At 47.9% G+C, this 14,893-nt stretch carries 12 protein-coding genes and 2 tRNA genes; all 14 read left to right on the plus strand.

Annotation, left to right across the window (positions count from 1 at the left end; genetic code table 11):
- Nucleotides 1–633: 633 nt before the first annotated feature.
- Nucleotides 634–1,902, plus strand: a complete 1,269-nt coding sequence (prs, locus tag S1OALGB6SA_RS08095; protein WP_037562730.1) for a ribose-phosphate diphosphokinase — start codon at nucleotides 634–636, stop codon at nucleotides 1,900–1,902.
- The gene (locus S1OALGB6SA_RS08100) at nucleotides 1,902–3,254 is read left to right on the plus strand and encodes a xylulokinase (protein WP_052080104.1); all 1,353 of its coding nucleotides are present in this window, start codon (nucleotides 1,902–1,904) and stop codon (nucleotides 3,252–3,254) included. Before prs ends, S1OALGB6SA_RS08100 begins: the two co-directional genes overlap by 1 nt.
- 42 nt (nucleotides 3,255–3,296) lie before the next feature.
- Nucleotides 3,297–3,369, plus strand: a tRNA-Thr gene (locus S1OALGB6SA_RS08105).
- A gap of 26 nt (nucleotides 3,370–3,395) precedes the next feature.
- Complete coding sequence (gene rpmG / locus S1OALGB6SA_RS10945; protein ID WP_037562731.1) at nucleotides 3,396–3,572, plus strand: 50S ribosomal protein L33; 177 nt, start codon at nucleotides 3,396–3,398, stop codon at nucleotides 3,570–3,572.
- An 8-nt stretch (nucleotides 3,573–3,580) separates the two neighbouring features.
- Nucleotides 3,581–3,653: transfer RNA gene (locus S1OALGB6SA_RS08115), tRNA-Trp, on the plus strand.
- 26 nt (nucleotides 3,654–3,679) lie between these two features.
- Nucleotides 3,680–3,868 carry a preprotein translocase subunit SecE gene (secE, locus tag S1OALGB6SA_RS08120; protein WP_037562733.1) on the plus strand — a complete coding sequence of 63 codons (189 nt, stop codon included), beginning with the start codon at nucleotides 3,680–3,682 and terminating at the stop codon, nucleotides 3,866–3,868.
- 8 nt (nucleotides 3,869–3,876) lie between these two features.
- Nucleotides 3,877–4,437, plus strand: coding sequence for a transcription termination/antitermination protein NusG (gene nusG / locus S1OALGB6SA_RS08125; protein ID WP_503465889.1), 561 nt, complete (start codon nucleotides 3,877–3,879; stop codon nucleotides 4,435–4,437).
- Nucleotides 4,438–4,487: 50 nt separating this feature from the next.
- Complete coding sequence (rplK, locus tag S1OALGB6SA_RS08130; RefSeq protein WP_037562734.1) at nucleotides 4,488–4,919, plus strand: 50S ribosomal protein L11; 432 nt, start codon at nucleotides 4,488–4,490, stop codon at nucleotides 4,917–4,919.
- 4 nt (nucleotides 4,920–4,923) lie between these two features.
- The gene (gene rplA / locus S1OALGB6SA_RS08135; RefSeq protein ID WP_037562736.1) at nucleotides 4,924–5,604 is read left to right on the plus strand and encodes a 50S ribosomal protein L1; all 681 of its coding nucleotides are present in this window, start codon (nucleotides 4,924–4,926) and stop codon (nucleotides 5,602–5,604) included.
- The gene (gene rplJ / locus S1OALGB6SA_RS08140) at nucleotides 5,604–6,143 is read left to right on the plus strand and encodes a 50S ribosomal protein L10 (RefSeq protein ID WP_124033133.1); all 540 of its coding nucleotides are present in this window, start codon (nucleotides 5,604–5,606) and stop codon (nucleotides 6,141–6,143) included. The genes rplA and rplJ overlap by 1 nt, the downstream gene beginning before the upstream one ends.
- Before the next feature lie 106 nt (nucleotides 6,144–6,249).
- Nucleotides 6,250–6,633, plus strand: a complete 384-nt coding sequence (gene rplL, locus S1OALGB6SA_RS08145; RefSeq protein WP_037562739.1) for a 50S ribosomal protein L7/L12 — start codon at nucleotides 6,250–6,252, stop codon at nucleotides 6,631–6,633.
- Nucleotides 6,634–6,705: 72 nt separating this feature from the next.
- Entirely contained in the window at nucleotides 6,706–10,197 is a 3,492-nt protein-coding gene (gene rpoB, locus S1OALGB6SA_RS08150; protein ID WP_037562741.1) for a DNA-directed RNA polymerase subunit beta, read from the plus strand.
- A 9-nt stretch (nucleotides 10,198–10,206) separates the two neighbouring features.
- The gene (rpoC, locus tag S1OALGB6SA_RS08155) at nucleotides 10,207–14,433 is read left to right on the plus strand and encodes a DNA-directed RNA polymerase subunit beta' (protein ID WP_124033134.1); all 4,227 of its coding nucleotides are present in this window, start codon (nucleotides 10,207–10,209) and stop codon (nucleotides 14,431–14,433) included.
- Between the two features lie 86 nt (nucleotides 14,434–14,519).
- On the plus strand, nucleotides 14,520–14,893 hold a 374-nt coding region (rpsL, locus tag S1OALGB6SA_RS08160), incomplete at its 3' end, for a 30S ribosomal protein S12 (RefSeq protein ID WP_124033135.1).

The following is a 14,893-nucleotide window of genomic DNA, read 5'->3' on the forward strand; positions in this document are numbered from 1 at the left end:
CACGAATACCGCAATAGTTTCCTCGTCTTCCTTTCTCTGGCACGAGGCAACTGACAAAACAACCGTGGCGAGAAGCAGTGCCGGGACCGTCAATTTTTTACACATACAAACTCTCATTATCGGACAGTACAAGTAGAATAGGTTACGCATATTAATTTTCCCGTCCAGACTCACACTGCCGCTTATGCTGGGAAGTTTACGCAGCTCCCATAGTCAGCTCGGCTGAGTGATGAATTCTCAAAACATACCGGCAGGGAGAAATTCCCAACTCACCTTGGGAAGGCGCGATGAACAAGAGTACTTAAACCACCAATAAGCTGTCAACAATTTTTCTGGCGCTCGAGTTTTAAAATAGATGGGGCAGGGTAGCGGAGGTTTTTCCACAGGGTAGTCAGAATAATGGGGCAGTATCAGCCGGGGGTTGGGGTGGGCAGGATTGTTCCTCCACTGGAACGAATTAACCAGAAGTCGGAGCCTTACGGCTTTCTTGTTGTCACCTCAACATCCCGTGCCCGTTGCGAGAGTGTGTTCCGGGGACAGCCCAGTGATTTGATTACCAACCTTCCTTGACTGTAGGAGCAACTTGAGTATAGCCTGTCTACACTTCATGTTTGAACGGAGCAAGCATACTCGATGAGTTCTGCCAAGCCCACTTCTTTGGGGATAATTGCCTGCCCCGGCGGCGAGAATTTCGCTAATCAAATAGTCTCGCATTTAAACGGAATTTCCCAATACAGTCTTGATAAAAAAGTGCGTTACATTGCGCGCCAATACGGTATGGGGCCGGAAGAGGTGCAACGACATCTGAACCTTGTCGATGATTTGCTTAGCTACAGGGTGAAAACGGTGGGACCAGCCGATTCACATCGAAGCCCATCATACAAAATTCCCTGCGAGTTCACCCGCTTTGCCAACGGCGAAATCAAAGCCGAGATTTTGCGATCGGTTCGGGGCCTGGACATATATCTTGTTCAGGATGTAGCCAATAGTACGTCCGTCAAAATCGGCGATGAATGGCTCTTTCAATCTGTTAACGACCATCTCATAACTTTGATGACCACTGTAGACGCAGCGCACCAGGCCGGCGCCAGGCGTATTTCGTTAGTGCTCCCCTGCTATCCCTACAGTCGGCAACACAAGAAAAGGAGTCGCGAAGGCCTAAGTGCTTCCATGATCGGCCGAATTCTTGAGAATCTCGGTGTTGCCAGAATAATTACACTGGATATCCACTCGAGAGAAATTGAGCACGCATTCGCAAGTTTAGTATTGGAAAATTTGCATGCTTCCTACCAGATACTCAAGACAGCAAATTCGCACATCGATCTAATCAATGAAGACTTAGTGGTGGTTTCACCGGATACCGGAGCTATTGATCGGAACAAATTCTTTGCTGACAGCTTGTACAAACCGCTTGCTTTGCTCCACAAGGAGCGTGATTATTCCAAGATTTCCTCTGATGCGTCACATTCCAACATTACGAGTGTTAGCCTGCTAGGAGATGTGGAGGGTAAGACAGTCTTCATGGCTGACGACATACTGGGTACTGGAGGAACCCTGGTTGAGGCAATGAAGGTGATTCGTGGTATGGGCGCGAGGAAGATTATCTGTACTGTATCCCTGCCTCTTTTCTCTGGTGAGGCAGCTTCTTATCTCGATGAGGTTTTTAATCAGGGTTACTTCGACTTGCTAATCGGAACTAACGCGGTGAATTTGCCGGAGGCTGTTTTGGAGAGGCCATGGTACCAAAGTGCGGATGTGTCAAGTCTCTTTGCCAAAGCTGTTAACAGGGTGCATCACAATCGATCGGTGTCTCCGCTTCTGGATAACAGCAGGATTATTCAGAAGATGCTGCGCGCGAGAGAAAGGCCACAGGAACCGGATTTATTTTCGGGAGTGGACTGATGGTTTTAGCGGCCGATCTTGGCACCAGTTCCTTAAAAGCGGGACTGTTAAGTGAGGATGGGGATTTAATTGCCAAGGCGACGGTACCCTACAGGGTGGTGCCGCGCATAGGGAAGAAATTTTCCTTTTATGCGCAGGAATGGGAATACGCTTTTGGTAAGGCGCTGAAATCATTGCCAAGTTGTCCACTCTCCGCGCTGGCTTTGAGTGGGAATGGGCCAACCTTGCTTGCATGCGATGCTCGGGGTGAGCCATTGGGCGAGGTGGACTTGTGGTTTAGCCAGAGTTCGATACGCAGGAAGGATCAAAAATCTTTCTATCTTCCCAAAGCCAAATGGATTATGGAGAACAATGTACGGGAGAAAACCCGGATTTTGTTCTCCTGCCCGGAGTGGCTGCAATTCAGGTTGACTGGCAGTAAAACGATGACTCTTCCCCATGATTCCTTTCGCCCCTATATCTGGGATGATGAGCAACTTGAGTCCTATGAGCTAAATCGGAGTTTGTTTCCGGAAATGGTGCGAATGGGAGAAATCGCCGGGCGAATCGATGGCGCTGCAAGTGTCAGATATGGTCTTGCCCCGGGCCTGCCGGTTGTGGCGGTCGGTTCGGATTTTATGGCGTCTCTGCTTGGCAGTGGAGCTGTGGAACCAGGCACGGTTTGCGACAGGGCCGGCACCAGTGAGGGCATCAATTACTGTGCCGTGCGGCCGTCGGGAGACTTTCGCTTGCGGGACTTGCCTCATGCTGTGGAACCATACTGGAATGTTGCAGCGATTTTGTCCTCAACAGGCAGCGTTCTGGACTGGTATCGACACCTGACTGGTCAGGAGCAGGTTAACTACGGTGATATGCTGGATGAGATAAACTGTGTGCCGCCAGCTCGTCCGGCACCTCTATTCTTCCCTGGAACCAGGGATGACACACTCTGGGAATTTGGGAACGGCAGTTTTCATCACCTGGAACCCGGGCATGGTAGGGCTGAGATGGGTAGAGCAGTTTTGGAAGCAATTGGTTTTGCAGTGCGTCGAGGTATTGAGCTGCTGGAAGGGGTGGGGATGGAGGTGAAAGAAATGCGAATTACCGGCGGACAGACAAGGGGAAAAATATGGAACCAGATGAAGGCCGATATCAGCGGCAAACGGCTTCTGACGATGAAAACTGAGGATGCGGAGCTGGCCGGTTGCGCCTGTTGTGCCTCGGTTGCCCTGGGTCGCTCTGCGACTCCAAAGGAAGCAAGCAGCATCTATGCGAAGCCTCAATCAGTTTTTGAACCTGTCGAAGAACGAGTTTCTTTTTATAACGAGGTTTATGAAAGATATCGTGAATCAGCCGAGGTCTTACTGGGTTGACATAAGTCTTAGCCTGTGAGTATCATACTCGTCTGCCTGCGTGCCTCTGTAGCTCAGTTGGTAGAGCACAGCCATGGTAAGGCTGGGGTCATCGGTTCAAGTCCGATCGGAGGCTTGTATGGAATCAGGAAGGTTGATGAAATGCCGAAGGCAAAAAAAGGTGCGATTGATAAGATTGCCCTCCGATGTGGTGAATGCAATAGAAAAAATTACACTACAACCAAGAACAGACGGAATGTCCAAAGGAAGTTGGAATTAAATAAATACTGTAAATGGGACAGGAAGGTTACTCTTCACAAGGAAACAAAAATTAAGTAACCAGCTTTAGGCCAGTAGCTCCAACGGTAGAGCGCCGGTCTCCAAAACCGGAAGCTGCAGGTTCGAGTCCTGCCTGGCCTGCGAGTGCCGAAAAAGGGTGTGAAATTATGAAAAAAATCCGGCAATTTATAGCGGAGAGCTATGGAGAGTTGAAAAAAGTAATTTGGCCGAGCCGAGATTCAGTTTCCGACTCAGCAAAGGTTGTTATTATTTCGACTATTATTTTTGCGCTTTTCTTCGGACTCGTTGATTTGGTACTTTCAAAGGCCTTGCTGGGTCTCTTCAAGCTCTTTTAGGTGGGTGAATGCAGATGGCTAAGGGATGGTATGTCCTCCATACCTTTACGGGACATGAGAATAAGGTTGAGAAACTCATCAGGTTGAAAATGGAGGATGAAAATCTCAGCGATGTAGTTCTGGATATCAAGGTGCCGGCAGAGAAGATTACCGAGGTTCGCAATGGAAAGAAGCGAACTTCGAATAGGAAATTTTTTCCCGGGTATATTCTTATCGAGATGGAACTCCCAGACAGGGGTTGGGAAATCCCCTGTGCCATGATTCACAAGATACAAGGAGTGACAGGTTTTGTAGGCACCATGCAGAATTCAAAACCACAGCCAATCTCAGTGGAGGAAGCTAAAACAATTTTGCAGAAGGCTGGCGCCATAAAAACTGAGAGGAAAGTTCATGCGAAGCAAGATTTTCAAATTGGTGAGGAGGTTCTGATTATTGATGGCCCCTTTGACACTTTTAAAGGTACGATAGAGGTTGTAAATCAGGAGAAAGGCAAACTTCGGGTTATGGTTGGAATATTTGGAAGAGCCACTCCTGTGGAGGTAAGCTTTTCCCAGGTGGATAGGGGATGAATTGGCCTTGCCTGGCTGGGCGGCGATGACACTTCTATGAGGAGAGAATAATGGCAAAGAAGAAAGTTTCAACCCTGATCAAGTTGCAAGTTCCGGCTGGGCAAGCAACTCCGGCCCCTCCGGTTGGCCCTGCACTTGGTCCTCATGGCGTAAGCGCTCCACAGTTTGCACGGCAGTTTAACGAGCGGACTAAAAATTTTGAGCCGGGGCTTACAATTCCAGTGGTGATTTCGGTATATGCTGACAAAAGTTTCACATTTGAAACTAAAACTCCTCCGGCGGCGGTACTGATTAAGAAGGCTGTCGGCCTTGATAAGGGTTCGGCTGAGCCTCACAAAGCAAAGGTGGGATCGATAACACGTACCCAGCTGAAGAGTATCGCTGACGCCAAGATGGCGGATTTGAACGCCAACGATGTTGATTCGGCCATCAATATCATTTCCGGCACGGCCCGAAGTATGGGCGTAACTGTGGAGGGCTAGGCATATGAAACATGGTAAGCAGTATAGGAAATCTTTTGAAAAACTGGATATCAGCAAGGTTTATGGGATTCAGGAAGGTGTAGATATTGCCAAGGCAATGGCTTTTGCCAAATTCGATGAAACTTTGGACGTATCTGTTAAACTCAATGTCAAAAAAAGTCATTCGGTTCGTGAAACTTTCGTTTTACCACACCGGTTTGCTGTTGAAAAGCGCGTGCTTGTTTTTGCCAAGGACGAAAAGGCCAAAGAGGCTGAAGAGGCAGGTGCAAGTGTCGTCGGCGCCGAGGATTTGGTTGAAAAGATTAAGGGTGGTTGGCTTGAATTCGATGTTTGTGTCGCAACTCCGGATATGATGCGTGGAGTTGGAACCCTGGGGCCCATTCTTGGCCGGCGCGGTTTGATGCCCAACCCGAAAACCAGAACTGTTACAATGGATATCAAGGAAACTGTGGGTGAATTGAAGCAAGGCAGAATTGAGTTTCGCGCAGACAAGGGAGGTGTTGTTCATCTCCCGGTTGGAAAAGTTTCTATGGAAAGCTCAAAGGTTAGGGATAATATTGAAGCTTTTATCAGTGAATTGTCCAGGAAACGCCCCGCGGATGTTAAGGGCAATTTCATTAAGTCGATCAATTTGTCAAGCACTATGGGTCCTGGCCTCAAGTTGAAAAACAAGGAGGAGAACTGATGGCCAAAACTGAGCGCAAAGTGCAGCAGGATAAGATAGACGCGGTAGCCGCACTCAAAAGTAGTTTTGAAGGCGTTCGCAGTTTCCTCTTTTCAGATTATCGTGGCCTCAGTGTGGAGCAGATTTCCATACTGAGGAATACACTTCGCCAGACGGGCGCCGAATTTCATGTGGTAAAGAACAATTATGCAAAAATAGCTTTTAGTCAGCTGAAACATGATAATGTCGATCCCTATTTTATCGGCCCCACGGCTATCGCATACTGTACTGATGAGGCCGGACCGGTAGCCAAAGCAATGCTAAATCTGGCAAGGGATATGCCGATTACCCTCAAGGGCGGACTTCTTAACGGCGAGATTTTTGACGCTGATGCAATTGAAGTTTTCAGTAAGCTGCCTGGCAGATTGGAACTGCTTCAGAAACTGATGAGCCTTATGATGGCCCCGGCTCAGTATATCGTATTCATCCTGAATGGCGTTGCAACCAAATTGGTTCGCACCCTGGATGCGGTTAGAGTGAAGAAATCCGAAGCTGATTGAAGCTGGATATACGGATCTCGGTGTTGCCGAGAAGTAAAAAAGATAACGCGGCTTCAGTCTTCGAAGGTTGTCTGCTGTTGCCGCCTGTTGAATAGGAGAAGATAATATGACTGCTGCAGAAATCCTCGATGCAATTGCTGATATGAGTGTGCTGGAAGTTTCCGAGCTAGTTAAAGCTATGGAAGAGAAATTCGGAGTTAGCGCCGCGGCCCCCGTTACTGTTGCTGCCGCCCCTGCCGCCTCCGGCGCCGTACCGGCGGAAGACGAAGATGAGCAATCGGAATTCGATGTGGTTCTTACTGGCTTTGGCGATGGTAAGAAGATTGGCGTGATTAAAGAAGTTCGCGCAATTACTGGCATCGGGTTAAAAGAAGCCAAAGAGATGGTGGAAGCCAATAATTCGGTTATAAAGGGGGGCATTGCAAAGGAGGAGGCTGCTTCCATAAAGGAGAAGTTGATTGCCGCTGGTGCAACTGTCGAAGTGAAATAGGGCCATTAAATTCATCCATAGTATTGCCACCGGTGCAGTGTGCGCGGTGGTTTATCTCGTAGGAGGATAGTGATGTTCGAAGAGAACCGAGAGACTGGCAGAACTTTTATTGGCCGCGAATACGATGAAGTAATAGAGTTCCCAAATCTTGTCGATGTCCAACTTGCGTCTTATGAAACCTTTCTCCAACGAGAGGCTGTAGCATCGAAGACGGGACTTAAATTGCAGGGACTTGAGGAAGTGTTTCAAAGCATCTTTCCGATTGAGAGTTCCAACGGTGAACTTGTGCTTGACTATGAAAGTTACGGTCTTGATTTTTCGTCTGTCAGGCTAAATGAATCCGAATGCAAGCGAAAGGGTCTCACCTATGCGGTGCCGATAAAGGCGCGGGTTAATCTGGTTTTTAAGTCCACTGGCGAAATTCGGCAGAAGGATATCTACATGGGTGATTTGCCGTTGATGACCAATCGGGGGACTTTCATTATCAATGGCGCCGAACGAGTTGTGGTGAGTCAGGTACATCGGAGTCCGGGAGTTATCTTTTCGGGAGAAAAGGGTGTTTACAGTTCGCGGATTATCCCTTATCGGGGCTCCTGGCTGGAATTTGAAATTGATGCAAAAAAAGAGCTCATTTACGCCAAAATTGATCGGAAAAAGAAGATATTGGGCACAATTTTTCTCCGTGCACTTGGGTTTGAAAGCCGCGAGGCTATCATAAAACTGTTTTATAAGACAAAAAAGGTGAAATTAACCGGCAAGCGTGAGAAAGATGAGGTTTTGGCCGGTTCGATTCTCGCTAAGCCTGTTTGGACAACGCAGGAAGACGACAACAGGAAGAAGCTGTATCGGGCGGCCGATAAGCTGCACCTGCACGATATTGAAGAACTCTCTCAAGCTGGTGTAACAGAGGTGAGTGTCGTTAATCTTGAACATAAGGATTCCCTGCATTCGGATATGATACTGGAGTGTTTCGAAAGAGAAGAAACGAAAGCTCATAAGGACGATCCAAATCAAGATGAGCCAAACAGAAGAGACGCTCTTGCGATGATTTACACAGTTCTTATGCCGGGTGAGCCAATTACAATAGAGTCTGCGGAACGTGATTTGAACTCGATGTTTTTTTCCGCCCGGCGCTATGATTTGGGTCGTGTGGGCCGCTATAAGCTCAATAAAAAGTTTGATCAGGATGAGAATATCTCGAATTTGGTTCTCGATAAGCAGGACATTGTCCACACGATGCGATATCTGATTAAGGTGTATATCGGAGAGAAGCAGATTGACGATATTGACCATCTGGGAAATAGGCGAGTTCGCTCGGTTGGAGAGCTTCTAAGCAATGCACTTAAAACAGCCTATGCGCGAATGGAAAGAATTGCCAAGGAACGAATGAGTCTCAAGGAAACTGAAACGCTCAAGCCGCAGGATTTGATTCCCATCAAGCCCATCGTGGCGGCGATTAAGGAGTTCTTTGGTTCCAGTCAGTTGTCACAGTTTATGGATCAGGTGAATCCTCTATCGGAGCTTACCCACAAGCGCCGTCTAAATGCGCTGGGACCAGGCGGGCTCTCGCGTGAGCGAGCGGGATTCGAAGTGCGAGATGTTCATTACACGCATTATGGCAGGATGTGCCCGATTGAAACTCCTGAAGGCCCCAATATAGGACTCATAGTTTCACTTGCCAATTACACTAGAATCAATGACTATGGTTTCCTGGAGACTCCATATCGAAAAGTGGTAAATGGAGTTGCAACTCGTGAGGTTGAGTACCTTTCCGCAATTGATGAGGAAAAGTATAACATTGCGCAGGCCAGCGCGGTCATTGACGAGAAGGGTGCTTTCAAAGAGAAGATGGTGGCGGTGCGCCGTAATGGCGATTACGTTGTTTGTGATCCTGCTGATATCGAGTATATGGATGTATCGCCAAAGCAGATTATTTCCACGGCGGCGAGTCTTATTCCCTTCCTGGAACACGATGATGCGAACCGGGCGCTTATGGGCTGCAACATGCAGCGTCAGGCGGTGCCATTACTCTTCGCTGAAGCCCCGATTGTCGGCACAGGCATGGAAGTCAAGGCCGCATACGATTCAGGTGTGCTGGTAAAGGCTCAAACTGCCGGTACGGTTTCATATGTTTCATCGCTCCGTATTGACGTGGAGGATGAGAACGGGGAAATCAAATCCTACAATTTAATCAAGTACCAGCGAACTAATCAGGATACTTGTTTTAATCAACGCCCCGCTGTTCGCATTGGTGACAGAGTTCGTGCAGACGAAATCCTGGCCGATGGACCATCGACACAATACGGCGAAATGGCTCTTGGTCGAAATCTCCTTGTTGGGTTTGTACCCTGGAATGGTTACAACTTTGAGGATGCCATTTTGATTTCCGAAAAAGTGGTTAAGGAAGACTATTACACTTCAATTCACATCAAGGAATTTATCATCGAAGTTCGAGAAACCAAGCTGGGCCCTGAAAAACTTACCCGGGATATTCCCAACATGGCCGAAAATTCCCTCGAACACCTTGATGCGGAGGGCATAATTCGAATTGGCGCCACGGTGAACCCGGGTTCAGTGCTTGTGGGAAAGGTGACACCTAAGAGCGAGATGGAAACCACACCGGAATTCAAATTGCTCAATTCTATCTTTGGAGAGAAGGCTAAGGAGGTGCGGGATACCTCGCTCAAGCTCCCTCACGGAGTTGGAGGCACGGTTATTGATGTCCAGAGATTGAGGCGCAGTGAAGGCGATGATTTGAATCCGGGTGTGGATGAGATTATCAAAGTGTTAATCGCTACCAAGCGCAAGTTGCGAGAAGGGGACAAAATGGCTGGACGACACGGGAATAAAGGAGTTGTAGCCCGGATTTTGCCTGAAGAGGATATGCCCTACACCAAGGACGGTGAGCCCCTGGATATATGCTTGAATCCACTCGGGGTACCTTCACGCATGAATATGGGGCAGATAATGGAAACCATGCTTGGCATGGCTGGCGCCAAACTGGGAAGAATGTACGAAACACCTGTTTTTCAATCCGCGTCTGCCGAGGATATAGCCCGGGAATTGGAGGAAGCTGGTTTGAACAAAGCCTCAAAAATGACACTTCATGACGGGCTTACCGGCGAGGAGTTTGCCAATCCGGTTTTTGTTGGATATATGTATTTCCTGAAGCTGCATCATCTGGTTGATGACAAAATGCATGCTCGGTCCACCGGACCTTACTCCCTTGTTACGCAGCAACCCCTTGGTGGTAAGGCGCAATTTGGTGGTCAGAGACTCGGCGAGATGGAGGTGTGGGCCCTGGAGGCATACGGTGCCGCGAACACTTTGCAGGAGTTAATGACTATAAAATCCGACGATATGACCGGCAGGGCAAAGGTATACGAAAGTATTGTGAAAGGGGATGCGACATCGAGTGCTGGAATCCCGGAATCGTTCAATGTTTTAGTTCAAGAACTGCGAGGTTTGGCGCTTGATGTAAGAATCTATTCCAAAAAAGACAAGCAGTTGCCATTTACAGAACGCGATGAGGAACTGATAAATCGTCAGGGTGGTCGTTTTTAGGAGTAATCAATGAGAGAGATACAGGATTTCGATAAACTGATGATCAAACTCGCCTCGACCGAGCAAATTCGAGCCTGGTCTTATGGCGAGGTGAAAAAGCCGGAAACCATCAATTATCGCACACTTCGTCCCGAAAAAGATGGGCTTTTCTGCGAGCGTATTTTCGGCACTACGAAGGAATGGGAATGCTATTGTGGAAAATTTAAGTCCATCAGGTATAAGGGCGTAATCTGCGATCGCTGTGGTGTTGAAGTAACTCACTTCAAGGTGCGTCGCGAGCGTATGGGGCATATCGAACTTGCCACGCCTGTTTCTCATATCTGGTATTATCGCTCGGTGCCCTCACGGATGGGATTGTTGCTCGATCTAACTATCGCTGCCCTTCGGAGCATTCTTTACTACGAGAAATATGTCGTAATCGAGCCGGGCGATACCGAATTGAAGATGATGCAACTGCTGACGGAAGAGGAATTGATTGAGGCGCGCGAGCGTTCCGGAATGAGTTTCACAGCGGGTATCGGCGCCGAAGCGGTGCGCACTCTGCTGGAAAACATGGATCTTGATGCCCTCTCGACCCAGTTGCGGTCGATTATGATAGAAAAAGGCAGCAAGGCCGATAAGCGCCTGCTTAAGAGAATCGAGATTGTTGAAAATTTCCGAGATTCCGGCAATCGTGCGGAATGGATGATACTCGATGTCATTCCGGTAATTCCCCCCGAACTTAGGCCTATGGTTCAGCTTGACGGCGGGCGCTTTGCAACGAGTGACTTGAACGATCTTTATCGCCGTGTGATTAACCGCAATAATCGCTTAAAACGACTTATGTCTCTCAATGCTCCGGATATCATAATCAGAAATGAGAAGCGGATGCTTCAGGAAGCCGTTGATGCCCTATTTGACAACACGAAGAAGAAGAAGGTGGTGAAGGGAACTTCGAATAGACCTCTGAAATCACTCTCCGATTTGCTTAAAGGCAAGCAGGGACGATTCAGACAGAATCTTCTCGGTAAGCGAGTGGATTATTCTGGGCGTTCTGTCATAGTGGTGGGTCCGAAACTGAAGTTGCATCAATGCGGTCTTCCTACGAAGATGGCGCTTGAACTTTATAAGCCCTTCATTATGAAGAAACTGGTTGAGAAAGATGTTGTATATAACATCAAGAAGGCCAAGAAGCTTGTTGAACAGGGAACGCCTGAGGTTTGGTCAGTTTTGGATGAAGTGGTCCGGGAGCACCCGGTACTTCTAAATCGAGCGCCAACCCTTCATAGGCTTGGAATTCAGGCCTTTGAACCGGTGTTGGTGGAAGGGAAGGCAATTCAATTACACCCCCTTGTTTGTCATGCTTTTAATGCCGATTTCGATGGTGATCAAATGGCAGTGCATGTTCCTCTAACCCAAGCCGCTCAAATCGAGTGCTGGACTCTGATGCTGTCCGATACGAATTTGTTGAATCCTGCCAATGGACAACCGGTTGTGTTTCCCTCCCAGGATATGGTTATGGGCCTTTATTCTCTCACCAAGGAACGATCCGGGACAAAGGGTGAGGGACGCTACTACAGCTCTCGCGAAGAGGTGATGATGGCGGTGGAGAATCATGCTGTCTCATGGAACGCAATCATAAAAGTTAAGATAGATGACGAGTGGGTAGATACTACTCCGGGCAGGGTGGTTTTCAATGATCGTATTCCTGAGAACATGACATACGTCAATGAAACCTTGAATGAGAAGAGCATTCGCAATCTGGTGATGAAGTCTTTCAATGAATATGGCAATTTTACAACAGTTCGGCTTCTAGATGCGCTCAAAAACATCGGCTTCGAATTTGCCACTCGCTTTGGAACTACGATCGGGATGGATGATATTTTGGTTCCGAGCGAAAAGGTTGGATTGATAAACGATGCAAATCGTGAAGTGGACAGAATTCAAACTCAGTATCATGACGGACATATTACCTCGGAAGAAAGGTATAACCGGGTTATCGAAGTTTGGGGAAAGACTAACGAGGATTTGGCCAATGTTATGATGGATCATCTCAAGAAAGACAGGGACGGTTTCAACAATGTCTATATGATGGCCGATTCCGGTGCGCGGGGATCTAGGAATCAAATTCGACAGCTTGCAGGCATGCGCGGATTAATGGCCAAACCTTCCGGAGATATTATTGAACTTCCCATTCGGTCGAATTTCAAAGAGGGACTTTCAGTTATCGAATTTTTTATTTCCACTAACGGTGCCAGGAAGGGTTTGGCGGATACCGCATTGAAAACGGCCGACGCTGGTTATTTAACCAGGCGACTTGTGGACATTGCACAGGACGTTGTAGTCAATATGGAAGATTGTGGTACGATAAATGGTATCAATATCACGGCTCTCAAAGATGGAGAGGAGATTGTTGAATCGCTCTCGGACCGGATTATGGGTTGCTTTACCCTGGAGAGAGTAAAGCATCCGATTACCGGCGAAGTACTTGTGAATGTGAATGAGGAAATTACTGATGAGATTGCCTTTGTTATCGAGGAGCTGGGCATTGAAAGCGTGCGAGTCCGTACGGTGCTGACTTGTGAAGCGGAGTACGGTGTATGCATGAGATGCTATGGCCGGAATTTGGCCACGCATCGGCTCACTGATATCGGGGAGGCTGTTGGTATCATTGCTGCGCAGTCCATAGGTCAACCTGGTACCCAATTGACTATGAGAACCTTTCATGTGGGTGGAACGGCAAGTACTATTGCTGAGGAAAATCGGGTGGTTAAACCTTATCCACTGTTGATTAAAGAGATTCACGGCATTTCGGTTGAGATTGATAAAGGACGGCAGCTCTTTACGAGAAAAGGCCATCTCAAGGTTGCCCGTGTATTAGCTGAGCTGGAGTTGGAAAAGGGAGATAAGGTGATTCCTGCCGAGGGCGACAAGGTGTTTAAGGGAGAGGCAATTATTTCTCGCAAAGGAACGGAGATTTACGCAGAATACAATGCCTTTGTTGTCATACGGAAGGACAAACTGTTTTTAGTTGCACAGGATGAAAAGATTGATATCAGGAATGGTTCCTCCGTTCTGGTTAGAGAGGGACAAACCACTGAGGCTGATGAATCGCTGGCAATTTTTGATCCGTTTAGCGAACCAATTATTGCGGAAGTGAACGGAATGATAAAATTCGAAGACATAATTCCGGGCACCACGCTTCGTGAGGAGATCAACGAGGATACTGGCAACATCGAGAAGAAGATTACCGATTCATCAACCGAAACCCTGCAGCCACGGATTGCGATTGTTGATAAGGGGGGCGAAAGCCTCCAGGATTATTATCTTCCTGAGAATTCATACCTGGACATTGAGGATGGCGCCGAGGTGAAGGCGGGCCAGACCCTGGCGAAAATGCTGAAAGAAAGCCAGAAAACGCAGGATATAACCGGTGGTTTACCGCGAGTTGGGGAGCTGTTTGAAGCCCGTAGACCGAAAGATGCGAGTGTACTTTCACGTATAAGCGGTACGGTAGAATTTGGGGGAATTAGCAAAGGTAAACGAATCGTCATGGTTAAGGACCATTTTGATAACCAGGAGAAGCATTCGGTTCCGATGGGGCGACACTTGCTTGTTAGGAACGGCGACAGTGTAGAGGCCGCAGAACCGCTTTGCGATGGCCCCAAGGATCCCCACGATATATTGGAAATCCAGGGTGAGGTGGCATTGCAGAGTTTTTTGGTGGACGAAGTACAGGAAGTCTACCGCATGCAGGGCGTGAATATTAACGACAAGCATATAGGTGTGATTATCCGACAAATGATGCGCAAGGTTGAGATTGTCGATGTCGGTGATACGAATTTCATTTACGAGCAGCGAGTGGATAAATACCAGTTTCGAACACAAAACGACAAGGTGGTAAAGGAAGGTGGCCAACCCGCAGTCGCAAAGCCTCTGCTCCTGGGTATTACCCGCGCATCTTTGAACATAGATAGCTGGATTTCGACCGCCAGTTTCCAGGAAACCACCCGAGTGCTCACAAATGCTGTAATCGCGGGGAAAGTGGATGAACTGCGCGGTTTGAAGGAGAATGTTGTAATCGGTCATGTGATTCCGGCAGGGACTGGTATGCAGAGACATTATGATATGAAGCTATTCACGGAGAAGACAGAGGATCTCGATGCCCACGTGGCCGCAATTCTTGAACAAAGACTCAAAGAAACCGAGTACCTTGAAGAATTTGGCGAAGTTGAAACTATAAACGCTGTGGAATGATAACGGATGTAGCCTTGATAGTAATTTCGGTATTGACCTTTCGATAGCAAACCGTTAATATCCCTTTTCTTTGGGGGAATAAACCTGTGCCGACAATTAACCAGCTTGTTAGGAAAGGACGCAAGTCTTCTTTAAAGAAAACTGATTCACCGGCTTTGCAATCCTGTCCACAGAAGAGAGGGGTTTGCACCCGTGTAATGACTATTACTCCCAAGAAACCCAATTCAGCTCTCCGGAAGGTGGCTCGGGTTAGATTGTCGAATGGGATTGAAGTTACGGCCTATATTCCGGGGGTTGGACATAATTTGCAGGAGCATTCGGTTGTGTGTATTCGCGGTGGAAGAGTGAAAGATCTCCCAGGTGTCAGATATCACATTGTTCGTGGTTTGAAGGATACCCTGGGCGTGGATGACAGAAAACGGGGCCGTTCGAAGTACGGTACCAAAAAACCCAAAGTGTA

Source organism: Olavius algarvensis spirochete endosymbiont (genome assembly GCA_900608495.1).
Classification (GTDB): domain Bacteria; phylum Spirochaetota; class Spirochaetia; order DSM-2461; family DSM-2461; genus UBA2779.